Genomic DNA, 24317 nt, shown 5'->3' with positions numbered 1-24317 from the left:
GAAGGTGCCGTGGGGGAAGGAGTCGTCCCTGAATTCCTGCCCCACCCTGATACGGCCGATCCCTCCCGAGCGTTCGAACATCCGCCCTACGCGCCCGCCGCCCGGTTCCGGCGGCACCCGTGCCTCAGCACTCGATGATGTTCACCGCCAGCCCCCCGCGGGCCGTCTCCTTGTACTTCACCGACATGTCCGCGCCGGTGTCCTTCATGGTCTTGATGACCTTGTCCAGGGAGACCTTGTGGGAGCCGTCGCCGCGCAGGGCCATGCGGGCGGCGGTGACCGCCTTGACCGCGGCCATGCCGTTGCGTTCGATGCAGGGGATCTGGACGAGTCCGCCGACCGGGTCGCAGGTGAGGCCGAGGTTGTGCTCCATGCCGATCTCGGCGGCGTTCTCCACCTGCTCGGGCGTGCCGCCCATCACCTCGGCCAGGGCGCCCGCCGCCATCGAGCAGGCGGAGCCGACCTCGCCCTGGCAGCCGACCTCGGCGCCGGAGATCGAGGCGTTCTCCTTGAACAGCATGCCGATCGCGCCGGCCGCGAGCAGGAAGCGGACCACGCCGTCCTCGTCCGCGCCGGGGATGAAGTTGATGTAGTAGTGCAGGACGGCGGGGATGATGCCGGCCGCGCCGTTGGTCGGGGCGGTGACGACCCGGCCGCCGGCCGCGTTCTCCTCGTTGACCGCCATCGCGTAGAGGGTGATCCACTCCATGGAGCGGGCCGCCGCGTCGCCCTCGGCGCGCAGCTGGCGCGCGGTCGTCGCGGCCCGGCGGCGCACCTTCAGACCGCCCGGCAGGATGCCCTCTCGGCTCATGCCCCGCCCCACGCACGCCTGCATCACCCGCCAGATCTCCAGCAGGCCCGCCCGGATCTCCTCCTCGGTGCGCCAGGCCCGCTCGTTCTCCAGCATCAGCGAGGAGATCGACAGGCCGGTCTCCTTGGTCAGGCGCAGCAGCTCGTCGCCGGTGCGGAAGGGGTACTTCAGGACCGTGTCGTCGAGTCTGATCCGGTCGGCGCCCACCGCGTCCTCGTCCACGACGAAGCCTCCGCCCACCGAGTAGTAGGTCTTGGTCAGCAGCTCGGCGCCCGAGGCGTCGTGCGCCCACAGGGTCATGCCGTTGGCGTGGTAGGGCAGCGCCTTGCGGCGGTGCAGGACCATGTCGTCGTCGAAGGAGAAGGCGATCTCGTGCTCACCGAGCACGCTGAGGCGGCCGTCGGCCTTGATCTTCTCCACCCGCGCGTCGGCCGTCTCCACGTCCACCGTGCGCGGCGAGTCGCCCTCCAGGCCGAGCAGCACCGCCTTCGGGGTGCCGTGGCCGTGGCCGGTCGCGCCGAGGGAGCCGTACAGCTCCGCGCGCAGCGACGCGGTCCGCTCCAGCAGCCCCTCGCCGCGCAGCCGGCGGGCGAACATACGGGCCGCGCGCATCGGGCCGACCGTGTGGGAGCTGGAAGGGCCGATGCCGATCGAGAACAGGTCGAAGACCGAGATGGCCACAGGGACTCCTCAAGACGGGGGTGATGCGAGCGGGAGGGCGGGGACACCGCGCGGGCGCCGGGATCGCCGGCGTGCGCGGTGCCCCCGGGCGACTTACTTGTCCAGACCCGGGTAGAGCGGGTGCTTGTCGGCCAGGGCGGTCACCCGGGCCTTGAGGGCCGCCGCGTCGTACGACGGCTTCAGCGCCTCGGCGATCACGTCCGCGACGTCGGCGAAGTCCTCGGCGGTGAAGCCGCGGGTGGCCAGGGCCGGGGTGCCGATCCGAAGGCCGGAGGTGACCATCGGGGGCCGCGGATCGTTCGGGACGGCGTTGCGGTTGACCGTGATGCCGACCTCGTGGAGGCGGTCCTCGGCCTGCTGGCCATCCAGCTCCGAGTTGCGCAGGTCCACCAGGACCAGGTGCACGTCGGTGCCGCCGGTCAGCACGTCCACGCCGGCCGCGCGGGCGTCGTCCCGCACCAGGCGCTCGGCCAGGACGCGGGCGCCCTCCAGGGTACGCCGCTGGCGCTCCTTGAAGTCGTCGGAGGCGGCCACCTTGAAGGCCACCGCCTTCGCGGCGATCACATGCTCCAGCGGGCCGCCCTGCTGACCGGGGAAGACCGCGGAGTTGATCTTCTTGGCCAGCTCGGCCGTGGACAGGATCACACCGCCGCGCGGACCGCCGAGGGTCTTGTGGGTCGTGGTGGTGACCACGTGGGCGTGCGGCACCGGGTTGGGGTGCAGGCCCGCCGCGACCAGACCGGCGAAGTGCGCCATGTCGACCATCAGGTACGCGCCGACCTCGTCCGCGATCCGGCGGAACTCGGCGAAGTCCAGCTGCCGCGGGTAGGCCGACCAGCCGGCCACGATCAGCTTCGGCTTGGACTGCCTGGCCAGCTTCTCCACCTCGGCCATGTCGACCAGGCCGTCCTCGCCGACGTGGTAGGGGACCACGTCGTAGAGCTTGCCGGAGAAGTTGATCTTCATGCCGTGGGTCAGGTGGCCGCCGTGCGCCAGGTTCAGGCCCATGATCGTGTCACCGGGCTTGAGCAGGGCGAACATCGCGGCGGCGTTCGCCTGCGCGCCGGAGTGCGGCTGCACGTTGGCGTGCTCGGCGCCGAACAGTTCCTTGACCCGGTCGATCGCGATCTGCTCGACCACGTCGACGTGCTCGCAACCGCCGTAGTAACGGCGGCCCGGGTAGCCCTCGGCGTACTTGTTGGTGAGGACCGAGCCCTGCGCCTCCATGACCGCGACCGGGGCGAAGTTCTCCGAGGCGATCATCTCCAGCGTGGACTGCTGGCGGCGCAGCTCGGCGTCGACCGCGGCGGCCACGTCCGGGTCGAGCTCGTGCAGGGGCGTGTCGAGAACAGTCATGGCGTCCGTCCTCAGCCCGCGTTCTGCGCGGCGTACTCGTCGGCGCTCATCAGGTCGGCCGGCTCCTCGGCGATGCGCACCCTGAACAGCCAGCCGCCCTCGAAGGGCTCGGAGTTCACCAGCGACGGGTCGTCCACCACGTCCTGGTTGATCTCCGTGACCTCACCGCCGACCGGGGAGTACAGGTCCGACACCGACTTGGTGGACTCCAGCTCGCCGCAGGTCTCGCCCGCGGCCACCGTGGAGCCCACCTCCGGGAGCTGGGCGAAGACGACGTCGCCGAGCGCGTTGGCCGCGAACTCGGTGATGCCGACCGTCGCGACGCCGTCCTCGGCGGGCGACAGCCACTCGTGCTCCTTGCTGTAACGCAGCTGCTGGGGGTTGCTCATGGCCTGAATTCTCCTGTACGCGGGAGGGTGCTGGTGAATGGGGGACTGCGGAAGGCACGCGTGAGCAGGGGCGGGGCGCCCCGGGATCACGACGGTCCGGTTACGACGGTGTCACTTCCGCCGCTTGTAGAACGGCAGTGCCACGACCTCGTACGGCTCGTGGCTGCCCCGGATGTCCACGCCCACGCCCTCGGCGCCGGGGGCGGCGTGCGCGGCGTCGACGTACGCCATGGCGATCGGCTTGCCGAGAGTGGGGGAGGGAGCACCGGAGGTGACCTCGCCGATCACCTCGCCGCCGGCCACCACCTGGTAGCCCGCGCGCGGGACGCGCCGGCCCTCGGCGACCAGGCCGACCAGGACCCGCGGCGGGTTCTCGGCGGCGCGCTCCGCGGCCCGCCGAAGGGCCTCGCGGCCGACGAAGTCGCCGTCCTTGTCGAACTTGACGACCCGGCCGAGCCCCGCGTCGAACGGCGTCAGCGACGTCGTCAGCTCGTGCCCGTACAGCGGCATGCCCGCCTCCAGGCGCAGCGTGTCGCGGCAGGACAGCCCGCACGGGATCAGCCCGGCGTCGGCGCCGGCGTCGGTCAGCGCCTGCCACAGCTTCTCGGCGTCGGCAGGGGCGACGAACAGCTCGAAGCCGTCCTCGCCGGTGTAGCCGGTGCGCGCGATCAGCGCGGAGACGCCGGCCACCGTGCCGGGCAGACCGGCGTAGTACTTCAGACCGGCCAGATCGGCGTCGGTCAGCGACTGGAGGATCGCGGGGGAGGCCGGACCCTGCACAGCGAGCAGCGCGTACGCGTCGCGATCGTCGCGGACCTCCGCGTCGAAGCCGGCCGCCCGCTCGGTCAGCGCGTCCAGCACCACCTGGGCGTTGGAGGCATTGGCGACGACCATGTACTCCGTCTCGGCCAGCCGGTAGACGATCAGGTCGTCCAGGATGCCGCCGTCCTCGCGGCAGATCATCGTGTAGCGGGCGCGGCCCACGCCGACGGAGGCGATGTCGCCGACCAGGGCGTGGTTCAGCAGGGCGGCGGCCTCCGGGCCGGTGACCGCGATCTCGCCCATGTGGGAGAGGTCGAACAGACCGGCCCGGGTGCGCACGGCCACGTGCTCGTCGCGCTCGGAGCCGTAGCGCAGCGGCATGTCCCAGCCGGCGAAGTCGGTCATCGTCGCCCCGAGCGAGCGGTGCAGCGCGTCGAGCGCGGTGTGGCGCAGCGGATGGGAGGCGGAACTGCTCATCGGTCGGTCTCCAAGGCGAGGCGGTCTCCCCGCGCCGGCGCACGCCGGAGGTCGGGGAGGACGAGGACAGGGCTCGTGTCCTCCCCATCTGTCATCGGAACCTGAGAGGTTCGCCATGACCGCCGTCGCACGGACGGGTCACGGCTTGCACCTTGGGTGGAGCCACTGCGGCAGCGGCCCGCTTTTCAGATGTGCCTCGCCCGCGCGGTAACGGGGCCTGAGAGATTCAAGGGAGGGACTTGCTCCTTCGGCGCCCCGTGCAGACGTGCTGCCGGGGACTCTCCCGCGCGGATTCAAGCGGCCGGTATGCAGTTGGCGCGCCCATCATTGCACGGCGCGCCGCCGCCCGGCAGGGCCGCATCTGTAACCGGCCTGTGGCAGAACGCGCACGGAAACAACGGGGACCGCGCATTACGTTCTCTTTACCGAGGGTAGGTGAACCGTCACCACCCAGGGGAGGACGATGACGGTGAACAGGACCGTGCCGGCGTACGCCACGACCCACGCCCCCGCGCTGCCCGCCGCGCGCACCGGCCGCGCCCGCGCGCACGGCGGGCGGGGCGGCCCCGCGCCCGCCGTCCGCGACCTGCGCGAGCGGCCCGGCCGCGGACCGCGCGCCCTGGTCTTCGGCCCCCGCGACCTGGTCGTGGTCACCGGACTGCCCGGCAGCGGCAAGTCCACCCTGATCCGGCGCGCGGCCGACGGCCTGCGCATCGACTCCCAGGACGCCCGCGACCGCTTCGCGGCCCGCCTGCCGGGCCGCCTGCCCTACGCCCTCTACCGCCCCCTGGTCCGCCTCGCCCACTACGCGGCCCTGCGCCGCGCCCTCGGCACCGGCGAACCGGTCGTGGTGCACGACTGCGGCACCCAGACCTGGGTCCGCTCCTGGCTGGCCCGCGCCGCCCGCCGCCGCGGCGCCGCCCTCCATCTGCTGCTGCTCGACGTCACCCCCGAAGCCGCCCTCCAGGGCCAGCGCCGCCGCGGCCGGGGCGTCTCCCGCTACGCCTTCGCGCGCCACCGCCGCGCGGCCGCCCGGCTGTTGCGCGCGGTCGAGCGCGGCGAGGTCCCGGCCGGCTGCGGCTCGGCGGTGCTGCTGGACCGCGCGGCGGCCGGCCGGCTGCACCGGATCGGGTTCACCGGTGAGGGCGAGGACGGCACCCGTTAGCCTTTCGGTCACATCAGTGGTTCCCAGCAGGCGGTAGGCAGATGGACTTCCCGGCGGACTTCTCCGCGGACTTTCCGGGGGACTTCCCGGTACCGACACACCCCCAGCCGCACGGCGGCTGGCCCGGCAACGAGCTGGAGGAAGTGCTCTCGGCCTCCCTCGGCGTGCCCACGGCCGGCGCCCGGATCGTCGAGGTGCTGGCCCGCAGCTTCCTGTGGGTGCCGCTGCCCAACGGCGGCGGCCCGCACAGCGGGCCCCTCGACCTGCCCGCCCTGGAGATCGACGGCCAGGCCTACGTCCCCGTCTTCAGCTCCGAGGAACAGCTGCGCCAGGTCGCCGGCGCCCACATGGCGTACACCATCGCGCCCGCCGTCGAGTTCGCCCGCGGACTGCCCCCGCAGATCGGCCTCGCCCTCAACCCGGACGGTGTCGTCGGCATCCCGCTGCCCCCGCAGGCGGTGGCCGAGCTGTGCCGGGCCGGGCGCACCGAGCTGGACGGCCCGGCGGGCGGCGGCCGGGTCCGCCTCTTCGAACCGGACTGGCAGGACGACCCGGTGGACTTCCTCGCCGCAGCCTCGGCCGAGTTCGCCGAGACGGGCGTCGTCGTCAGCGCCCGCCGCTGTCTGGCCGCCGTGGAGACGGCCGACCCGGTGATGTTCATAGGCGTCGAACTGGCCCAGTGGGAGGGCGATCTGCGCGCCCGCCCCCTGGACGCCCTCGGCCGCGCCCTGGCCAAGGCCCCGGTCAAGTGGCCGGTGAACCTGGTCCTCATGGACGTGGCCGACGACCCGGTCATCGACTGGCTGAGGGAAAAGGTCCGCCCCTTCTACCAGTACGGCCACTGAAGCCGCCCCGGGAAGGGGCGCGGGGCCGTGCCGGTGCGCGGCTCCGCCGCGGGAGGTGACCGGCCGCGGCCGGCCCGCACCCGCGCGACCAGGACGGAGACCGAGCCGGCAGGCGGCCTTAAGCTAGACGCACAGCTCGGTGAGGAGCCACACGAAGGGGCGGTAAAAGGGTGAGCGCCAGCGCGAGCGGCACCGCGGCCGGGCACGTGGAGCAGATGCTGCGCCAGGTGGCCCCCGGCCGCTACGACGCCTACGAATCGCTCCTCCACGCCCTCGCCACCCCCGCCACCGGCCAGGTGTGGATGCTGCTGTGGCACGGCCAGGCCGGCGCCCCCGACGCCCAGTACGGCCACATGGAGGTCGGCGGCCACGGCTACGCGCCCTGCGTCACCTCCGCCCAGGAGCTCTCGGCGAGCGGCTGGATGCGGTCGTACGAGGTGGTGGACGCCCTCGACGTCGCCCGCACCCTCTACCCGGACCGCTACGGCCTGTGGCTCAACCCGCACGCGCCGGGCGGCGGCGTCGGCATCCCCTGGCTGGACCTGCGGCGGATCGCGGCCGGCCTGGACCGCCAGCCGGCCGGACCCCTCAGACTGTCCGAACCCACCATCGAGATCCCGCAGTTCTACGCCCTGCTCACCCAGAACGCCCACCGCACCCCGGCGCTGCGCTCGCTGCGCCGCGCCTGGGTGCAGCCCGCGTACGGGGCGCCCTACCTCGCCATCGGCCTGGACGTGTACGACGCCTCGCCGCCGGCCGTGGACTCGGTGCGGGCGATGATGCAGCGCTCCATCGGCGCCGTCCCCGACGGGCTGCCGGTCTCCACGGTCGCGATGTCCGACGAGTTCGATCCGGTGGCGATGTGGCTGCGCGCCAACTCCCGCCCGTTCTACGACCGCGACGCCCATGCCGCCCCGGGCCCGGCCGGCGGCTACGGTCACCCGCCGGTCAACGGCGCTTACTGACCGCAGCGGCCCGGCGCGGCCGCTTTCCGGTTTGCACACAGGATCTTCGCACCACCCCCTCCTCTGCGCGCGTAGATTGTCGGCGATTGGACCCGAACCGCGCCGGATCGCCCTTGTGTCCCAACTGTTCAGCGTTCGGGAGGCGTTACCCACTGTTCGGATAACGGAATCCCCTGGACTGCATCACGGTTGCGCATACTTTCGCCGTCAGCTCTGGCGGGTGATCGTGACCACGCTGAAGACTCGCGAGTCAGACACGAGGTCGATGACCCCGTGTTCAAACGCGAGTTGACGTAACAGCCGGGTCACAGTGGCCGCCACCATCTGCGGCCGGAGCCCGGCAGCCAAGTACCAAAACGCCGCGCACAGCGGCAGGCGCAAGCCGGTCACCACCGGCGAGAGGGGTCGGGTCACTGTGACCGCACCGATCGAGACCACCGGGGCGACAGCCGAAGCACAGCCCGAGGCTGTGCTCGCCGGCGCCGGTGAGGGGCGGATCGAGGGTCGTTCTCTCGGGCAGATCGCCTGGTCCCGGTTCAAGAAGGACAAGGTCGCCGTCACCGGTGGCGTCATCGTGCTGCTGCTGATCGTCCTGGCGATCGTCTCGCGACCCCTCCAGGCCCTGTTCGGCCTCGACCCCAACGCCTTCAACCAGGACCTGATCGACCCCAACACCTCGCTGCCCAGCGCCGGCTGGGGCGGCATGAGCCTGGACCACCCCCTCGGCGTGGACCCCAAGTTCGGCCGCGACATCGCCACCCGCGTCCTCGAGGGCTCCTGGGTCTCCCTGGTGGTGGCCTTCGGCGCGACCATCCTGTCCAACGTGATCGGCGCGATCATGGGCGTCATCGCCGGCTACTACGGCGGCCGGGTCGACTCGATCATCAGCCGGCTGATGGACACCTTCCTCGCCTTCCCCCTCCTGCTCTTCGCGATCGCCATCTCCGCCACCCTCCAGGGCGGCGCTTTCGGGCTCAACGGGCTGCCGCTGCACCTGAGCGTGCTGATCTTCGTGATCGGCTTCTTCAACTGGCCCTATCTGGGACGCATCGTCCGGGGCCAGACGCTCGCGCTGCGCGAGCGCGAGTTCGTGGACGCCGCCCGGGGCATGGGCGCCAAGGGCCCGTACATCCTGTTCCGGGAACTGATGCCCAACCTGGTCGGCCCGATCATCGTCTACTCGACGCTGCTCATCCCGACCAACATCCTCTTCGAGGCGTCCCTGAGCTTCCTCGGCGTCGGCATCCAGCCCCCGCAGGCCTCCTGGGGCGGCATGCTCCGGGACGCCGTCACCTACTACGAGGTCGATCCCCAGTACATGATCGTGCCCGGCCTCGCCATCTTCATCACCGTCCTCGCGTTCAACCTGCTCGGCGACGGTCTCCGCGACGCTCTCGACCCGCGCAGCCGCTGACGCCTGCAACCCCGAGAGACAACAAGTTTCCGATCAATGGAGGGGAACCCGCCCATCATGCGTAGGTCAGCGCTGGCCGCAGTTGCGGCCGTCGGCTCCGTGAGCCTGCTTCTCGCAGGCTGCAGCAAGGCCGATGACAACAAGAACGACAACGGCAAATCGGCTGGGGCCAACGCCGCGACCAAGGACGTCGTCAACGCCTCCAGCAAGAAGGGCGGCACGCTCACCTACGAGCTGTCCGACGTCCCGGACTCCTTCGACCCCGGCAACACGTACTACGCGTACATGTACAACCTCAGCCGGCTGTGGGCCCGTCCGCTGATGACCTTCCAGCCCGGCCCGGGCGAGAAGGGCAACACCCTCGTCCCCGACCTCGCCGCCGGCAAGGGCGTGCCGAGCGACGGCGGCAAGACCTGGACCTACAAGCTGCGTTCGGGCCTGAAGTACCAGGACGGCACCGCGATCACCTCGAAGGACGTCAAGTACGCCGTCGAGCGGTCCAACTTCGCGCGTGACGTACTCTCCCTGGGCCCGAACTACTTCCAGCAGTTCCTGGAGGGCGGGGACAAGTACAAGGGCCCCTACAAGGACAAGAGCGGCAAGGGCCTGTCCTCCATCGAGACGCCGGACGACACCACGGTCGTCTTCCACCTCAAGCAGGCGTTCCAGGAGTTCGACTACCTCGTCGCCGCCCCGCAGACGGCCCCGGTGCCCCAGGCCAAGGACAAGGGCGTCGACTACGTCAAGAGCATCGTGTCCTCGGGCTCGTACAAGTTCCAGAGCTACGACGAGGGCAAGCAGGCCGTCCTCGTGCGCAACGAGAACTGGGACCCGAAGACCGACCCGCTGCGCAAGCAGCTGCCGGACAAGATCGTCGTCAAGCTGAAGGTCAACCCGGAGACGGTCGACCAGGACGTCCTCGCGGGCGACGCGATCGACCTCGGCGGCACGGGCGTCCAGGCGGCGACCCAGGCCAAGATCCTCAACGACTCGTCGAAGAAGGACAACACGGACAACACCTACGGTGGCCGTCTCGTGTACCTGGCGATCAACACCACGGTGAAGCCGTTCGACAACGTCGCCTGCCGCAAGGCCGTGCAGTACGCGATCGACAAGGTCTCGGTGCAGACCGCCGAGGGCGGCCCGATCCGCGGTGAGATCGCCTCCACCGTCCTGCCGCCGGACATCCCGGGCTACGCCAAGGCCGACGCCTACGCGACCGCGGGCAACAAGGGCGACGCCGCCAAGGCCAAGGAGCAGCTGAAGGCCTGCGGCAAGACGGCGATCACCACCAACATCTCGGCGCGCAGCGACCGTCCGCAGGAGATCGACGCCGCCACCGCGATCATCGCCTCGCTGAAGAAGGTCGGCATCAACGCCAACCTGAAGCAGTTCCCGTCGGGCAAGTACTTCACCGACTACGCGGGTGTCCCGAAGTTCACCCAGCAGCAGAACATCGGTCTGATGATGATGCAGTGGGGCGCCGACTGGCCGTCCGGCTACGGCTTCCTGCAGCAGATCCTCAACGGCAAGGCCATCAGCCAGTCCGGCAACACGAACCTGTCGCAGTACAACGACAAGGACGTCAACGCCCTGCTGGAGAAGGCCATCGCGACTCAGGACACCACCGAGCGCAACAGCCTCTACACCCAGATCGACAAGAAGACCATGGACGACGCCGTGATCGTCCCGCTGGCCTACTTCAAGGTCCTGCTGGCCCGCCCGCAGAACGCCACCAACGTGGTCTCCACGGCGGCCTTCAGCGGTCAGTACGACTACCTCAACATCGGCACCACGAAGTAGCAGCCCCGGAAGGCAGGTGAAGGCATTGGCGCCCGCGGGTTCGTCACCCGCGGGCGCCGGCGCCGGCCCCCGTGATCTCGTACATCCTCCGCCGGACGTTCGCGGCAGTGATCCTGCTGTTGGTCGTCTCCGCGGTCACCTTCGCCATCTTCTTCCTGCTGCCACGGCTGGCCGGCCAGACCGCCGACCAGCTGGCTACGCAGTACCTGGGCAAGAGCCCGTCGAAGGCCGACATCCTCGCGGTCAAGCACAACCTCGGTCTGGACCAGCCCCTCTACGTCCAGTACTGGCACTTCATCAAGGGGATCGTGGCCGGCGCCACCTATGACCTGGGTCCGACCACGGTGCACTGCAACGCACCGTGCTTCGGCTACTCCTTCAAGACCCACCAGGCGGTCTGGCCGGAGCTCACCTCCCGGATCCCGATCACCGGGTCGCTGGCCGCCGGCGCCGCCGTGCTGTGGCTGCTGTCGGGCGTGGCGGTCGGCGTCGTCTCCGCGCTGAAGCCCCGCTCGTTCTTCGACCGCGCGTTCATGGGCGTCGCCCTCGCCGGTGTCTCGCTGCCCATGTTCTTCACGGGCCAGCTGGCGATCCTGCTGTTCCGGGTCCAGTGGCCGATCTTCGGCCGTGAATACGTGCCGTTCACCGAGAACCCCTCGCAGTGGGCCAACACGCTGTTCCCCGCCTGGTGTTCGCTGGCGCTGCTGTACTCCGCCATCTACGCCCGGCTCACCCGCTCGGGCATGCTGGAGACGATGAACGAGGACTTCATCCGCACGGCCCGCGCCAAGGGCCTGCGCGAGCGCAAGGTCGTCGTCCGGCACGGACTGCGGGCCGCGCTCACCCCGATCATCACCGTCTTCGGCATGGACCTCGGTCTGCTGCTCGGCGGTGCCGTGATCACCGAGTACGTGTTCTCGCTGCACGGCGTGGGCGAGTACGCGGTGCAGGGCATCACCGACAACGACCTGCCCAAGATCCTCGGCGTGACCCTGCTCGCCGCCTTCTTCGTCGTCATCGCAAATCTCCTGGTGGACCTGCTCTACGCGGCCGCCGACCCGCGGGTGAGGCTCTCGTGACCGAACTCTCCAAGACCGGCGCCGCACTGAGCGAGCCGGCCGCCACCGAGAAGGATTCCAAGGCCTTCCTCGACGTCCGCGACCTCAAGGTGCACTTCCCCACCGACGACGGCGTGGTCAAGTCCGTCGACGGGCTCAGCTTCAAGCTGGAGAAGGGCAAGACCCTCAGCGTGGTCGGCGAGTCCGGCTCCGGCAAGTCGGTCACCTCGCTCGCCATCATGGGCCTGCACCGGCTCGGCGCGCGCGGCAAGAACGTCCGGATGTCCGGCGAGATCTGGCTGGACGGCAAGGAACTGGTCTCCGCCGACCCGGACGAGGTGCGCAAGCTGCGCGGCCGCGAGATGGCGATGATCTTCCAGGACCCGCTGTCCGCGATGCACCCCTACTACACGGTCGGCAACCAGATCGTGGAGGCGTACCGCACCCACCACCAGGTCAGCAGGAAGACCGCCCGGGCCCGGGCGATCGAGATGCTGGACCGGGTGGGCATTCCCGAGCCGGCCAAGCGCGCCGACTCCTACCCGCACGAGTTCTCCGGCGGTATGCGCCAGCGCGCGATGATCGCCATGGCGCTGGTCAACAACCCCGAGCTGCTGATCGCGGACGAGCCGACCACCGCCCTCGACGTGACCGTCCAGGCGCAGATCCTCGACCTGATCCGGGACCTGCAGAAGGAGTTCGGCTCCGCGGTCATCCTCATCACCCACGACCTCGGCGTCGTCGCCGAGATCGCCGACGACGTGCTGGTGATGTACGGCGGCCGGTGCGTGGAGCGCGGCCCGGTCGAGGAGATCTTCGAGCGGCCCCAGCACCCCTACACCTGGGGCCTGCTGGGCTCGATGCCGCGCATCGACCGTGAGACCTCCGAACGGCTCATCCCCGTCAAGGGCCAGCCGCCGAGCCTCATCAACGTTCCCTCGGGCTGCGCCTTCCACCCGCGCTGCCCCTACGCGGACCTCCCCAAGGGGAACGTCACCCGGACGGTGCGCCCCGAGCTGCAGCAGGTCGACGGCGGCCACTGGTCCGCCTGCCACCTCTCGCCGGAGGACCGTACGCGGATCTGGACCGAAGAGATTGCGCCGAAGCTGTGAGTGAGACGAAGAAGACGGACGCCGCGGCCGAGGCCACCGCGCCGGAGCCGGGCGCGGCCGACGACCGCGAGGTGCTGCTCAAGGTCACCGGCCTGACCAAGCACTTCCCCATCAAGAAGGGCATCCTGCAGCGCCAGGTCGCCGCGGTGAAGGCCGTCGACGGCATCGACTTCGAGGTGCGCAAGGGCGAGACCCTGGGCGTCGTCGGCGAGTCGGGCTGCGGCAAGTCCACGATGGGCCGGGTGATCACCCGTCTCCAGGACCCGACCGGTGGCACGATCCACTTCGAGGGCCAGGACATCACCCGGCTGAGCGCCGGTCAGATGCGCCCGCTGCGGCGGGACATCCAGATGATCTTCCAGGACCCGTACGGCTCCCTGAACCCGCGCCACACCATCGGCTCGATCGTCTCCGCGCCGTTCCGGCTCCAGGACGTGACGCCCGAGGGCGGCGTGAAGAAGGAGGTCCAGCGGCTGCTGGAGCTGGTGGGCCTGAGCCCCGAGCACTACAACCGCTACCCGCACGAGTTCTCCGGCGGCCAGCGCCAGCGCATCGGCATCGCCCGCGCGCTCGCGCTCAAGCCGAAGCTGGTGGTGGCGGACGAGCCGGTGTCCGCGCTGGACGTGTCGATCCAGGCCCAGGTCGTGAACCTGATGGACGACCTCCAGGAGGAACTGGGTCTGACGTACGTGATCATCGCGCACGACCTGTCCGTCGTCCGGCACGTCTCGGACCGGATCGCGGTGATGTACCTCGGCAAGATCGTCGAACTCGCCGACCGGACCTCGCTGTACGAGGCGCCGATGCACCCGTACACCAAGGCGCTGATGTCGGCCGTGCCGGTGCCGGACCCGAGGCGCCGGGGGCAGAAGAGCGAGCGCATCCTGCTCAAGGGCGACGTGCCCTCGCCGATCGCCCCGCCGAGCGGCTGCCGCTTCCACACCCGGTGCTGGAAGGCGACGGAGATCTGCAGGACGACCGAGCCGCAGCTCGTGGAGCTGAAGCCGGGGCAGCGGGTGGCGTGCCACCATCCGGAGAACTTCGCCGACCAGGCCCCGCAGGACACCGTCCTGCTGTCGGCCGCGAAGGAGGCGGCGGAGCTGGTGTCGGAGGAGGCTCTGGCCAGGTCCGCCGAGACGTCGGCGGCGGTGGCCGCGGCCGACCTGACTCCGGCCACGGAGGCGTCCACGCCGGAGCCCGCGGAGAAGCCCGCGGCCGAGGCCGCGGACGACCCGTCGACCGAAGCCCCTGCCGATGGTGAGGCTGCGGCCGAGGCGACGGAGAAGGCCGAGGCGACGGAGAAGGCGGCTGTGGGTGAGGCCCCGGCCGAGCCCGAGGCCGCCGAGGCCGCGGACGGTGACACGGCTGAAGCCGCCACCGGGGCGAAGACCGCGCCGCTGGCGGACGAGGCCGCCGACGGCGACGCCACGACCGAGGCCCCGGCCGGCAAGGCCGCGCCTGCGGTTGCGACTGCGGCGACGCCCGACGGCGACGCCCCGGTGAAGTCGGCGGAGGCGGACGCCCCGGCCGACGAAGCCGCGCCCGCGAACGAGGTCCCGGCCGACGCCGAGCCGGAGCCGGCCCCGGAGGCCGCGAAGAAGGCCGTGGCCAAGAAGACCGCTGCCAGGAAGACGGCCGCAAGGAAGACCGTGGCCAGGAAGTCCACCGCCAAGAAGTCCACCGTCAAGAAGACGGCCGTCGCCGAGAAGGCCGCCGAGGACACGCAGCGGACCGAGGGCGGTGCGGGAGAGGACGGCGGCAGCGCGAGTCAGGACTGATCCTCGACTGAGGCATGACAAGTTGGCAAAGTCATGCCCATGACCGAACGGGAGAGTGAAGAGTCGGCCCCGTACGTGCGATCCACCGATCGACGCACGCGCGAAGGGATGACCTCATGGCACTCTCCCGTTCGGCACGTCTGGGAGCCGTCGTCACCGCGGCGCTCTCCTTCCTGACCGTCGCCGCCTCCCGCGCCCCCATCCACGGCGCACCAGGAATCGGCGACCCCTACTTCCCCGAGCTGGGCAACGGCGGCTTCGACGCCCGTCACTACGCCCTCGACATCGCCTACGATCCGGCCACCGGCCGCCTCGACGGCCGTACCACCCTCACCGCCCGCGCCACGGACGACCTCTCCTCCTTCGACCTGGACCTCCAGCAGCTCACGGTCACGGGCGTCGAGGTGGACGGCAGACGCGCGCGGTTCACCCGCGACGGCGACGAGCTGCGCGTCACCCCGCGCCAGGTGCTGCGCAAGCACGGCGACTTCGAGGTCACCGTCACCTACGGCGGGGTGCCCCAGCCGCTGAGCGGCCCCATCGTCTTCGGCTCCAAGTACGGCTGGATGAAGACCGCGGACGGCGTCTTCGTCGCCTGCGAGCCCAACGCCGCCTCCACCTGGTTCCCCTCCAGCGACCACCCCTCCGACAAGGCGACGTACGACATCCGCATCAAGGCCCCCAAGGGCCTGACCGGCATCTCCAACGGCAAGCTGGTCTCGACGTACGACCGGGGCGGCTCGACGTACACGCACTGGCGCGAGAGCCGGCCCATGGCCACCTATCTCGCCACCGCCACCATCGGCAAGTTCGACGTGCGCACCGGGAAGACCCCCTCCGGCATACCGGTCTACGTGGCCGTCGACCCCGTGCTGAAGAACGGCAACGGCGTCGACGTGTACGCCGTCACCGCCGCGGCCACCGACTACTGGTCGGAGGTGTTCGGGCCGTACCCCTTCGAGGAGACCGGCGCGATCGTCGACGACATGCCGGAGGCCGGGTTCTCGCTGGAGGTGCAGAGCAAGCCGGCGTACTCGGCGGTGCGCAGCGAGTCCACCATCGTGCACGAGCTGGCCCACCAGTGGTTCGGCGACTCGGTGTCCGTCGCGCACTGGAAGGACATCTGGCTCAACGAGGGCTTCGCCACCTACGCGCAGTGGCTGTGGGCCGAGCACCAGGGCACCCGCACCGCGCACGACGCCTTCCGCGCCGCCTACGACTCCCTGCCGGCCGACAGCTCCTTCTGGCAGATCAAGGTGGCCGACCCGCAGCGCGACACGATGTTCGCCTCCGCCGTCTACAACCGCGGCGCGATGACGCTCCAGGCGCTGCGCGAACGCATCGGCGACAAGGCGTTCTTCAAGCTGCTCCCGGCCTGGACCAAGGCGCACCGCTACGGCAACGCGAACACGTCCGAGTTCATCCGCCTCGCCGAGCGCGTCTCGGGGCAGCGGCTGGACGGCCTGTTCGACACGTGGCTGTACACGACGGGCAAACCCGCCCTGTAGCGCGCACCACGCCTTGCATCGCAAGGCGCACCCCGGACCCTGAGTAAGAATGTGGGGTGCTTCAGCAACTGTTCAGCCCCTCCGTCCAGCACAGCGTGGACATGGTCGGCATCTTCGTGTTCGCCATCTCCGGTGCGCTGCTGGCCGTCCGCAAGAACTTCGACGTCTTCGGCATCGCCGTCCTCGCCGAGGTGACCGCGCTGGGCGGGGGGCTGTTCCGAGACATCGTCATCGGGGCCGTGCCCCCGGCCGCCTTCACCGACCTCGGGTACTTCCTCACCCCGCTGATCGCCACGGTCGTGGTCTTCTTCCTGCACCCGCACGTGGAGCGCATCCAGCGGGCGGTCTACGTCTTCGACGCGGCCGGCCTCGGCCTCTTCTGCGTCTCCGGCACGACGAAGGCGTACGACTACGGGCTCAGCCTCACCTCGTCGGCGACCCTCGGCATGGCGACCGCGGTCGGCGGCGGCGTGCTGCGCGACGTGCTCGCCAACGAGGTGCCCTCGCTGCTGCGCTGGGACCGCGACCTGTACGCGGTCCCGGCGATCGTCGGCGCGACGATGGTGGTGCTGTGCATCCACTACGACGCGCTGAGCCCGCTGACCACCGCGCTGGCGGCGGTCACCGCTTTCGTCCTGCGTCTGCTCGCGATGAAGTACCACTGGCGAGCTCCGCGGGCGTGGAACCGGCGTTCGACCGTCCGGGAGGAGTAGCCGGTCCGTGCGGGGCGGCGGGGGAGCCGGCCCCGGGCTGCGCGCCGGCCGGCTTGCCGTCCAGGACGTCGGTCAGCCAGCGGAACGCCGTCGGCACCTGCGGCCGCCACAGCGCCATGGTGTGCCCGCCGGCGCTGCGCGGCAGGAACACCGGGCGCACGGTCGTCGGGGCCTTGGCGACCTTCGCCAGCGCCGCCGCGGCCTCGTAGCCGTCGCCGGCCTCGCCGGACAGGTAGAGCGCGACGCGCGGCGGGGTGCGGGCCTCGCGCAGCAGGACGTAGGGGTTGTTCGCCCGGCGCAGCGCCATGCTCCGGTTGGCCAGCGAGTCGTGCTCGCCGATCGGGTCGTTGTAGCCGGACAGGCTGATCGCGGCCCGGTAGCGGTCGGGGTGGGCGACGGCGAGCTTGGCGGCGCAGTGGGCGCCGGCCGAGTAGCCGGCGGCGGCCCAGCCGTCCGGGGCGGGAAGAGCGCGGAAGTTGTCCGTGATCATCTTGGGCACGTCGATGCTCAGCCAGCTGTCGGCGTTGACGGTGCCGGGGATGTTGGCGCAGCCCGTGTCGGCCTTGGCGACCAGGTTGGTGCGCGGGGAGACCAGGATGAAGGGGGCGACGCGGCCGGCGCGCATCAGGGGCTCCAGCTGCTCGTGCACGTGCATCGACCCGAACCAGGCCTTCGCCGAGCCCGGGTAGCCGGACAGCAGCTCGACCACCGGGAACTTCGTGTCCTTGTAGGCGGGGTCGCCGTACTGCGGCGGCAGCCAGACGTAGACCTCCGCGTCGACGCCCGACACCCGGCCCCTGAGCTGGGTGACGCGGACCCCGCCGGCCGCGTGCATCCCGGGACCGTCGGCATGCCCGAACTCCTGCCTCACCCTGGGCAGCTTGCGGTAGGCGATGCCGCCGGTGCCGTCCGCGCCGAGGTCGGCGGCCTTGCGCACATGGTCGCCGGTGCCGAGCAGGTCGGCCCAGTCGTCGTACAGGTTGTTGGCGTTGTTGACCAGGACGAAGACCAGGGTGACGGCCGTGATCTGCGTGAACAGCAGCATCAGCGCGCGCACCGCGGCGCGCAGCGGGCGGGGGCCGCGCAGCCGCGTCCACAGCAGGAACGGCAGGGCCAGCGCGACCGCGGCCAGCGCGACGGTGGTGTACAGGAACGCGGTCCCGGTGAGGCTCATGTCCCTCTAGAGGGGATTCGGGGCCTTCCGGTCACACAGGAGTGGGGAGACTTACCGGGACATTGCCGAAGTCACACCCGGGGCGGCGGAGGTGTTCACCTGGCCGCAACGAACAAAGCTACCGCTTAGTATTTACCTGTTGTACGGTTCAGCCATGTCACAAGCAGCCTCCGCCCCGGCCGCGCGGGCCACCGTCGGCGACAGCGAGTTCGACCGGGACACCGCCATCGCCCGGCGCGCCCCGGGTGTCTACGACATCGACCTCTCCGCCGGCTGGACGATCATCAACGCCGTCAACGGCGGCTATCTGCTCGCCGTCCTCGGCCGTGCGCTCGCGGACGCCCTGCCGCACCCGGACCCGTTCACCATCTCGGCCCACTACCTGACCGCGTCGCGGCCCGGCCCGGCCGTCGTGCGCACCGACGTGGTCCGCACCGGCCGCACCCTCTCCACCGGCCAGGCCTCCCTCTTCCAGTACGACGACGACGGCCGGGAGGTGGAGCGCATCCGCGTCCTCGCCTCCTATGGCGACCTGACCGCGCTGCCCGACGACGTGCGCACCACCGCCGAGCCGCCCGCGATCCCGCCGGTCGAGCAGTGCTTCGGCCCCGAGGACGGGCCCGCCCCGGTCGAGGGCAGCTCGGCCATCGCCGACCGTCTGATGCTCAAGCTGGACCCGGCCACCCTCGGCTGGGCGCTCGGCGCGCCCTCCGGCAAGGGCGAGATGCGGGCCTGGTTCGGGCTCGCCGACGGCCGCGACGCCGATCCGCTCTCCCTGCTGCTCGCGGTGGACGCGCTGCCGCCGACCGCCTTCGAGCTCGGCCTCAAGGGCTGGGTGCCGACCGTCGAGCTGACCGTGCACGTCCGCTGCCGCCCGGCCCCCGGCCTGCTGCGGGTCTCCATCACCACCCGCAACCTCGCCGGCGGCTTCCTGGAGGAGGACGCCGAGGTCTGGGACAGCGCCGACCGGCTGGTGGCGCAGTCCCGTCAGCTCGCCCGCGTCCGGCTCGGCCGGGACTGACCGCACGCCGCCGCCCGCGCCCCGGGCCGCGAGGACGGCTCCTCGCGGCCCGGGGCGTCAGTCGGTCCAGTGCCGGCGACCGATGCTGATCAGCCGCAACTGCCGGGTGGCGAGCCGGGTGACCCGCTCGCGCTCGGGCGACGGCGCGGGCGGCGCCTCCAGGAACAGCGAGGCGGTGACCAGCATCTGGTCGACGTAGAGATGGGCCAGCATGAGCAGGTCGTCCTCGCCCCAGCCCGCCGACTGCGGGTCCTTGGCCAGCTCGTCGCGCACCTCCCGGGCGAACCGGGCCAGTTGCCCCTGGATCGCCTCCCGCACCGACTGCACCCCGCCGTGCCGCTCACGGGCGATGAAGCGCACATGGGCGGGGAACGCGTCCACATGACGGGCGATCAGTCCGACGGCGCGCGCGATGCGCTCCTCGCTGTCGTCCACCTCGGACACCGTCGTCCGGATCATCGGGTGCAGGCCGCCCAGTGCCTCCTCGACCAGCGCCACCCCCAGGTCCGCGGTGCTGCGGAAGTGCCGGTAGAAGGCGGTCGGGGCGACGCCGACGGCGCGGGTGACCTCGCGCAGACCCAGGCTGCTCAGGCTCTGCTCCTCCAGCAGGCCCAGGGCCGCGTCCAGCAGCGCCCGCCGGGTCTTCAGCTTCTGCGCCTGCCGCACGCCGAGAGTGTGACTCATGCCATGCAGTTAACAACTGTTCTCCGGAATCTCCAAGCGGTCGCGCGCGCTAGACTCGTTAGTCAGTGAACAACTGTTACTACAAGCGTTCACCGCACGTTCCCGGGCGCGCACCCGCTCCCGGGAGAACGCTGGAGGGGGATTCCGTCCCATGCTGTTCCTCGTCGCCGCACTGCTGCTGTTCGGGGTGACCCTGGGCACCGTCGCCCACGCACCGCTCGGCCTCAGCGCCGTGGCCGCCGTGGTCATCGCCGTCTGGCTGGGGATCTTCGCGCTCCGCGAGCGCCACACCCGCCGGCGCGGCACGTCCCACTGACGCCGCGCACCCACGCGGCCCACGGGCGCATCGCCCCCGGTCCGCTCCGAGGCGGATCGACCGTCCGACCGTAGGGAGCACGCACCATGCACCTCACCGCACCGGCCACCCGCAGCACCGGACTGCGCGACGCCGACGGCGCCGCCGTCGCGTCCTTCGTCCTCGGCCTGCTCGGCCTCCTCGTCCTCAACGTCGTCCTCGGCCCCATCGCCATCGGGCTGGCCGCCGTCGCCCTGTGGCACGGCACGCACCGCCGCGGCCGCGCCCTGCTCGGCCTCGGCCTCGGTATCGCCGACCTCCTGGTCCTCGTCGCCTTCATGCAGGTCGACCACACGGTGTCCTGGGGCTTCTAGCCGGGGGCACCGGGACCCGCGCCCGCCGCCCGGCCGCGGCGGGGGAGACTCGGCGCGACCGCGACCGCGACCGGGGTCATGGCGGGGTGCCCCGTAGAATCGGGCGCACCATGGCTTACCTCGACCACGCCGCGACCACGCCGATGCTCCCCGAGGCGGCGGAGGCGATGACCGCCGCGCTGGCCGTCACCGGCAACGCCTCCTCCCTGCACGCGTCCGGCCGCCGCGCCCGCCGTACGGTCGAGGAGTCCCGCGAGACCCTCGCCGAAGCCCTCGGCGCGCGCCCCAGCGAGGTCGTCTTCACCGCCGGCGGCACCGAGGCCGACAACCTCGCCGTCAAGGGCCTGTTCTGGTCCCGCCGCGCCGCCGACCCGGCCCGCACCCGGGTCCTGGCCAGCCCGGTCGAGCACCACGCCGTCCTCGACGCCGTGCACTGGCTCGGCGAACACGAGGGCGCCACCGTCGAGTACCTCCCCGTCGACTCCTACGGCCGCGTCCACCCCGAAGCGCTGCGCGAGGCGGTGGCCCGCGACCCCGGCGACGTAGCCCTGGCCACCGTCATGTGGGCCAACAACGAGATCGGCACCGTCCAGCCCGTGCGCGAACTGGCCGAGGCCGCCGCCGAGTTCGGCGTTCCGTTGCACGCCGACGCGGTCCAGGCCGTCGGCCAGGTCCCGGTCGACTTCGCCGCTTCGGGGCTCGCCGCGATGACCGTCTCCGGCCACAAGATCGGCGGCCCGTACGGCATCGGCGCCCTCGTCCTCGGCCGCGAGCACACCCCCGTGCCCGTGCTGCACGGCGGCGGTCAGGAACGGCACGTACGCTCCGGCACCCTCGACGTGCCCGCCATCGCCTCCTTCGCCGTGGCCGGCCGGCACGCCGCCGAGCACCGCGAGCGGTTCGCCCGGGAGATCGGCGCGCTGCGCGACCAGCTGATCGCCGCCGTCCGCGACGCGGTCCCCGACGCGATGCTCAACGGCGACCCCGCGCCCGCCGGACGCCTCCCGGCCAACGCCCACTTCACCTTCCCCGGCTGCGAGGGCGACTCCCTGCTGCTCCTGCTGGACGCCCAGGGCATCGAGTGCTCCACCGGCTCCGCCTGCACCGCCGGCGTCGCCCAGCCCAGCCACGTCCTCCTCGCCACCGGCACCGACCCGGACCTGGCCCGCGGCACCCTGCGCTTCTCCCTCGGCCACACCTCCACGGAGGCGGACGTGGCGGCGGTCGCCAAGGCCATCGCCCCGGCGGTGGAACGCGCCCGGGCGGCGGGGCTGACGTGACCCGCGCCCTTCGGGGCCGCGGGCGAGGGGCCGACGCCCCGAGGGGCCAGCCGTCTTCGGGAACCGGGCGCGGTCCCGGAGCGGGAGCGCTCCCTCAGCCGGAGGCTCTGCCGGACCCAGACCCGGACCCGGACCCGGACGGTGACGGCGTCCCGGACCCCGACGGCGTCGGGGAGTCCGGCGGCGCCGCCCGCACCAGGCGCAGATACCGGGCCCAGTCCCAGTGCGGCCCCGGGTCCGTGTGGTCCGTGCCCGGCACCTCCACGTGACCGATGATGTGCTCCCGGTCGACGGGCATCCCGTAGCGCCGGCAGATCTGCGCCGTCAGCCGCGCCGAGGCGGCGTACATCGCCTCCGTGAAGGACGACGGGTCGTCCACGTAGCCCTCGTGCTCGATGCCGACGCTGCGCTCGTTGTACGCGCGGTCGCCCGCGTGGAAGGCCACGTCCAGCTCGCGGATCATCTGCGTGATCCGCCCGTCCCGGCGCACTATGTAGTGCGCGGCCGCCCGGTGCCCCGGGTCCTGGAACGCCTTGACCGCGCTCGCGAAACCGCCCTGCGTGACATGGACGACGACCCGGTCGACCGGATAGTCGTCCGGGCGGTCCGCCTCCCGGTAGTTGGCCGGCGAGGCCGCCACCCAGCGGGCGCCGCCGAAGTCCACCGCGCCCGCCACCCGCGGCCGCTGCGCGCCGGGCAGCTTCCACCACAGCCGCGACAGCGCGTCGTGCCCCAGCGCGACCCCGCCCGCGACCGCGGCGGCCCCGCCGACGAGCAGTGCCCTGCGCCGTACGTGCCGGTCCGGGCCGCCGCCGGCGCCCTTGTTCTCCCCCATGCGCTCTGCAACGGACAACCGGCCGCCGTCGTTCCCGCGTCCCCGTACCCTGTAGAGGCTATGACTGAGACCTCGCAGCGCCCCCGCCCCCTCCGCGTCCTCGCCGCCATGTCGGGCGGCGTCGACTCCGCCGTCGCCGCCGCGCGCGCCGCGGAAGCCGGCCACGACGTCACCGGCGTCCACCTCGCGCTCTCCGCGAACCCGCAGTCCTTCCGCACGGGCGCGCGCGGCTGTTGCACCATCGAGGACTCGCGCGACGCCCGCCGCGCCGCGGACGTGATCGGCATCCCGTTCTACGTCTGGGACCTCGCCGACCGCTTCCGCGAGGACGTCGTGGAGGACTTCGTCGCCGAGTACGAGGCCGGCCGCACGCCCAACCCGTGCCTGCGCTGCAACGAGAAGATCAAGTTCGCCGCCCTGCTGGACAAGGCGCTCGCGCTCGGCTTCGACGCGGTGTGCACCGGCCACTACGCCAAGGTGGTCGTCGGCGAGGACGGCGCCCGCGAGCTGCACCGCGCCTCCGACATGGCCAAGGACCAGTCGTACGTCCTCGGCGTGCTGGACGAGAAGCAGCTCGCACACGCGCTGTTCCCGCTCGGCGACACGGTCACCACCAAGGAGGAGATCCGCGCGGAGGCCGAGCGGCGCGGCCTGGCCGTCGCCAAGAAGCCCGACTCGCACGACATCTGCTTCATCGCCGACGGCGACACCCAGGGCTTCCTCGCCCGCCGCCTCGGCAAGGCGGAGGGCGACATCGTGGACGAGACCGGCGCGGTCGTCGGCACCCACGAGGGCGCGTACGGCTTCACCATCGGCCAGCGCAAGGGCCTGCGCATCGGCACCCCGGCCCCCGACGGCAAGCCGCGCTACGTCCTGGACATCTCCCCGGTCACCAACACCGTGACGGTCGGCCCGGCCGCCGCCCTGGACGTGGAGGCCCTCACCGCGATCCGCCCCCGCTGGTGCGGCGCGGTCCCCACCGGCCCCGGCACCTACACCGCCCAGCTGCGCGCCCACGGCGGCGAGACCGAGGTCACCGCCGAACTCGTGGACGGCGAGCTGCGCGTCACCTTCACCGAGCCGGTCCGCGGCGTCGCCCCCGGCCAGGCGATCGTCCTGTACGACGGCACCCGGGTGGTGGGCTCGGCGACGATCGCCTCGACGCGACGGGCGACGGCCGGGGCGGCCTGAGGCCTGTGATCCTGGGCGGCCTCAGGCCCCCGGTCAGCGGGCGGCGGTCTCCTCCGCCGCCTGCTTGATCCCGGCGAGCGTCGCCTCCATGCCCCTGCCCAGCTCGTCCAGGCGGTAGGCGACGATCGCCTCCTCGCGCTCGGGGGTGCGCTCGATGAACGCGCTCAGGCCCGAGCGGCCGGGACCGATCGTCACCGACTGGCGCAGCAGCGTGCCGCCCTCCGGGGCGGGGGAGAGGGCGAAGGACCAGGCGGCCATCCGGTCCGCGGGGCTCTCGGAGGCCTTGCCGAAGCGGCCGTCGACGTCCAGGACGCACCAGGTGAGCGTCCGCCCGGGGACGTACTCGGTGATCTCGGAGACGGTCCGCCACTCGCCGTTGTGGGGGTGCCGGTTGTGGCCGGCGTAGCGGACGCCCACCGCCGGTCCGGCCGACCCGTCGCACCACTCCACCCGCTCCAGCTCGGGACTCCAGCGGGTCATCGCCTCCACATCGGCCACGATCTCCCACACCCGGGCGGGATCGGCGGCGACGCGCACCTCGCGGTGGGTGGTCGGCTGGTCGGCGTAACGCATGGCGGCTCCCCGTACGGGCGCGGTCGCACGCCGCGCCCGCGCAGGAGTCTAGG

General features: G+C 71.8%; 23 protein-coding genes and 1 riboswitch. Of the genes, 15 read left to right on the top strand and 8 right to left on the bottom strand.

Annotated features, from left to right (window positions below; all coding sequences use genetic code 11):
- Positions 1 to 124: 124 nt before the first annotated feature.
- The 4 genes from AB0N63_RS25595 to gcvT all read right to left on the bottom strand — a co-directional run bounded on the left by AB0N63_RS25595 (position 125) and on the right by gcvT (position 4476).
- Positions 125 to 1492, bottom strand: a complete 1368-nt coding sequence (locus AB0N63_RS25595) for an L-serine ammonia-lyase (RefSeq protein WP_365531928.1) — start codon at positions 1490 to 1492, stop codon at positions 125 to 127.
- Positions 1493 to 1585: 93 nt separating this feature from the next.
- On the bottom strand, positions 1586 to 2848 hold the full coding sequence (gene glyA, locus AB0N63_RS25590; protein ID WP_365531926.1) for a serine hydroxymethyltransferase: 1263 nt from the start codon (positions 2846 to 2848) through the stop codon (positions 1586 to 1588).
- Between the two features lie 11 nt (positions 2849 to 2859).
- Positions 2860 to 3237, bottom strand: a complete 378-nt coding sequence (gcvH, locus tag AB0N63_RS25585) for a glycine cleavage system protein GcvH (RefSeq protein WP_365531923.1) — start codon at positions 3235 to 3237, stop codon at positions 2860 to 2862.
- A gap of 111 nt (positions 3238 to 3348) precedes the next feature.
- Entirely contained in the window at positions 3349 to 4476 is a 1128-nt protein-coding gene (gene gcvT / locus AB0N63_RS25580) for a glycine cleavage system aminomethyltransferase GcvT (RefSeq protein WP_365531920.1), read from the bottom strand.
- A gap of 195 nt (positions 4477 to 4671) precedes the next feature.
- Positions 4672 to 4772: riboswitch (glycine riboswitch) on the bottom strand.
- Between the two features lie 167 nt (positions 4773 to 4939).
- Here gcvT and AB0N63_RS25575 point away from each other — a divergent pair.
- The 10 genes from AB0N63_RS25575 (at position 4940) to AB0N63_RS25530 (ending at position 16837) form a co-directional block, all read left to right on the top strand.
- Positions 4940 to 5641 (top strand): AAA family ATPase, encoded by a 702-nt coding sequence (locus tag AB0N63_RS25575; protein ID WP_365531919.1) that lies wholly within the window; start codon positions 4940 to 4942, stop codon positions 5639 to 5641.
- A gap of 41 nt (positions 5642 to 5682) precedes the next feature.
- The gene (locus tag AB0N63_RS25570) at positions 5683 to 6486 is read left to right on the top strand and encodes an enhanced serine sensitivity protein SseB (RefSeq protein WP_365531917.1); all 804 of its coding nucleotides are present in this window, start codon (positions 5683 to 5685) and stop codon (positions 6484 to 6486) included.
- Positions 6487 to 6701: 215 nt separating this feature from the next.
- Positions 6702 to 7451 (top strand): enhanced serine sensitivity protein SseB C-terminal domain-containing protein, encoded by a 750-nt coding sequence (locus tag AB0N63_RS25565; protein ID WP_365531977.1) that lies wholly within the window; start codon positions 6702 to 6704, stop codon positions 7449 to 7451.
- A 415-nt stretch (positions 7452 to 7866) separates the two neighbouring features.
- On the top strand, positions 7867 to 8865 hold the full coding sequence (locus AB0N63_RS25560; protein ID WP_365531914.1) for an ABC transporter permease: 999 nt from the start codon (positions 7867 to 7869) through the stop codon (positions 8863 to 8865).
- A gap of 57 nt (positions 8866 to 8922) precedes the next feature.
- Positions 8923 to 10668: an ABC transporter substrate-binding protein gene (locus tag AB0N63_RS25555; protein WP_365531913.1), complete on the top strand. Its 1746-nt coding sequence runs from the start codon at positions 8923 to 8925 to the stop codon at positions 10666 to 10668.
- Positions 10669 to 10739: 71 nt separating this feature from the next.
- Complete coding sequence (locus AB0N63_RS25550; protein ID WP_365531911.1) at positions 10740 to 11747, top strand: ABC transporter permease; 1008 nt, start codon at positions 10740 to 10742, stop codon at positions 11745 to 11747.
- Positions 11744 to 12838 carry an ABC transporter ATP-binding protein gene (locus AB0N63_RS25545; RefSeq protein WP_365531908.1) on the top strand — a complete coding sequence of 365 codons (1095 nt, stop codon included), beginning with the start codon at positions 11744 to 11746 and terminating at the stop codon, positions 12836 to 12838. Before AB0N63_RS25550 ends, AB0N63_RS25545 begins: the two co-directional genes overlap by 4 nt.
- The gene (locus AB0N63_RS25540) at positions 12835 to 14616 is read left to right on the top strand and encodes a dipeptide ABC transporter ATP-binding protein (protein WP_365531906.1); all 1782 of its coding nucleotides are present in this window, start codon (positions 12835 to 12837) and stop codon (positions 14614 to 14616) included. The genes AB0N63_RS25545 and AB0N63_RS25540 overlap by 4 nt, the downstream gene beginning before the upstream one ends.
- A 116-nt stretch (positions 14617 to 14732) precedes the next feature.
- A complete protein-coding gene (locus AB0N63_RS25535) occupies positions 14733 to 16124 on the top strand; it encodes a M1 family metallopeptidase (RefSeq protein ID WP_365531905.1) in 1392 nt (463 codons plus the stop codon).
- Between the two features lie 56 nt (positions 16125 to 16180).
- Positions 16181 to 16837: a trimeric intracellular cation channel family protein gene (locus tag AB0N63_RS25530; protein WP_365531903.1), complete on the top strand. Its 657-nt coding sequence runs from the start codon at positions 16181 to 16183 to the stop codon at positions 16835 to 16837.
- Here AB0N63_RS25530 and AB0N63_RS25525 read toward each other — a convergent pair.
- On the bottom strand, positions 16746 to 18011 hold the full coding sequence (locus AB0N63_RS25525; RefSeq protein WP_365531901.1) for an alpha/beta hydrolase-fold protein: 1266 nt from the start codon (positions 18009 to 18011) through the stop codon (positions 16746 to 16748). The two genes, AB0N63_RS25530 and AB0N63_RS25525, sit on opposite strands and share 92 nt — an antisense overlap.
- A 154-nt stretch (positions 18012 to 18165) precedes the next feature.
- Here AB0N63_RS25525 and AB0N63_RS25520 point away from each other — a divergent pair, with 154 nt between their 5' ends.
- Entirely contained in the window at positions 18166 to 19032 is an 867-nt protein-coding gene (locus AB0N63_RS25520) for a thioesterase family protein (protein ID WP_365531898.1), read from the top strand.
- 57 nt (positions 19033 to 19089) lie between these two features.
- Here the strand turns inward: AB0N63_RS25520 and AB0N63_RS25515 are convergent, their stop codons facing one another.
- Complete coding sequence (locus AB0N63_RS25515; RefSeq protein ID WP_365531896.1) at positions 19090 to 19716, bottom strand: TetR family transcriptional regulator; 627 nt, start codon at positions 19714 to 19716, stop codon at positions 19090 to 19092.
- Positions 19717 to 19867: 151 nt separating this feature from the next.
- Here AB0N63_RS25515 and AB0N63_RS25510 point away from each other — a divergent pair, with 151 nt between their 5' ends.
- The 3 genes from AB0N63_RS25510 to AB0N63_RS25500 all read left to right on the top strand — a co-directional run bounded on the left by AB0N63_RS25510 (position 19868) and on the right by AB0N63_RS25500 (position 21665).
- Complete coding sequence (locus AB0N63_RS25510; protein WP_365531894.1) at positions 19868 to 20032, top strand: hypothetical protein; 165 nt, start codon at positions 19868 to 19870, stop codon at positions 20030 to 20032.
- Positions 20033 to 20118: 86 nt separating this feature from the next.
- Positions 20119 to 20385: a DUF4190 domain-containing protein gene (locus tag AB0N63_RS25505; RefSeq protein ID WP_365531891.1), complete on the top strand. Its 267-nt coding sequence runs from the start codon at positions 20119 to 20121 to the stop codon at positions 20383 to 20385.
- 110 nt (positions 20386 to 20495) lie between these two features.
- Positions 20496 to 21665: a cysteine desulfurase family protein gene (locus tag AB0N63_RS25500; RefSeq protein ID WP_365531888.1), complete on the top strand. Its 1170-nt coding sequence runs from the start codon at positions 20496 to 20498 to the stop codon at positions 21663 to 21665.
- Between the two features lie 94 nt (positions 21666 to 21759).
- On the opposite strand, the gene AB0N63_RS25495 is transcribed toward AB0N63_RS25500, so the two are convergent.
- Positions 21760 to 22500 carry a peptidoglycan recognition family protein gene (locus AB0N63_RS25495; protein WP_365531886.1) on the bottom strand — a complete coding sequence of 247 codons (741 nt, stop codon included), beginning with the start codon at positions 22498 to 22500 and terminating at the stop codon, positions 21760 to 21762.
- Between the two features lie 60 nt (positions 22501 to 22560).
- On the opposite strand from AB0N63_RS25495, the gene mnmA reads away from it, so the two are divergent.
- The gene (gene mnmA / locus AB0N63_RS25490) at positions 22561 to 23691 is read left to right on the top strand and encodes a tRNA 2-thiouridine(34) synthase MnmA (RefSeq protein ID WP_365531884.1); all 1131 of its coding nucleotides are present in this window, start codon (positions 22561 to 22563) and stop codon (positions 23689 to 23691) included.
- Between the two features lie 33 nt (positions 23692 to 23724).
- On the opposite strand, the gene AB0N63_RS25485 is transcribed toward mnmA, so the two are convergent.
- The gene (locus tag AB0N63_RS25485; RefSeq protein WP_365531882.1) at positions 23725 to 24264 is read right to left on the bottom strand and encodes an SRPBCC family protein; all 540 of its coding nucleotides are present in this window, start codon (positions 24262 to 24264) and stop codon (positions 23725 to 23727) included.
- Between the last annotated feature and the right edge of the window lie 53 nt (positions 24265 to 24317).

The organism is Streptomyces sp. NPDC093260 (genome assembly GCF_040683715.1).
Taxonomy (GTDB): Bacteria; Actinomycetota; Actinomycetes; order Streptomycetales; family Streptomycetaceae; genus Streptomyces; species Streptomyces sennicomposti.
This window is presented reverse-complemented; position numbering and strand designations above follow the sequence as displayed.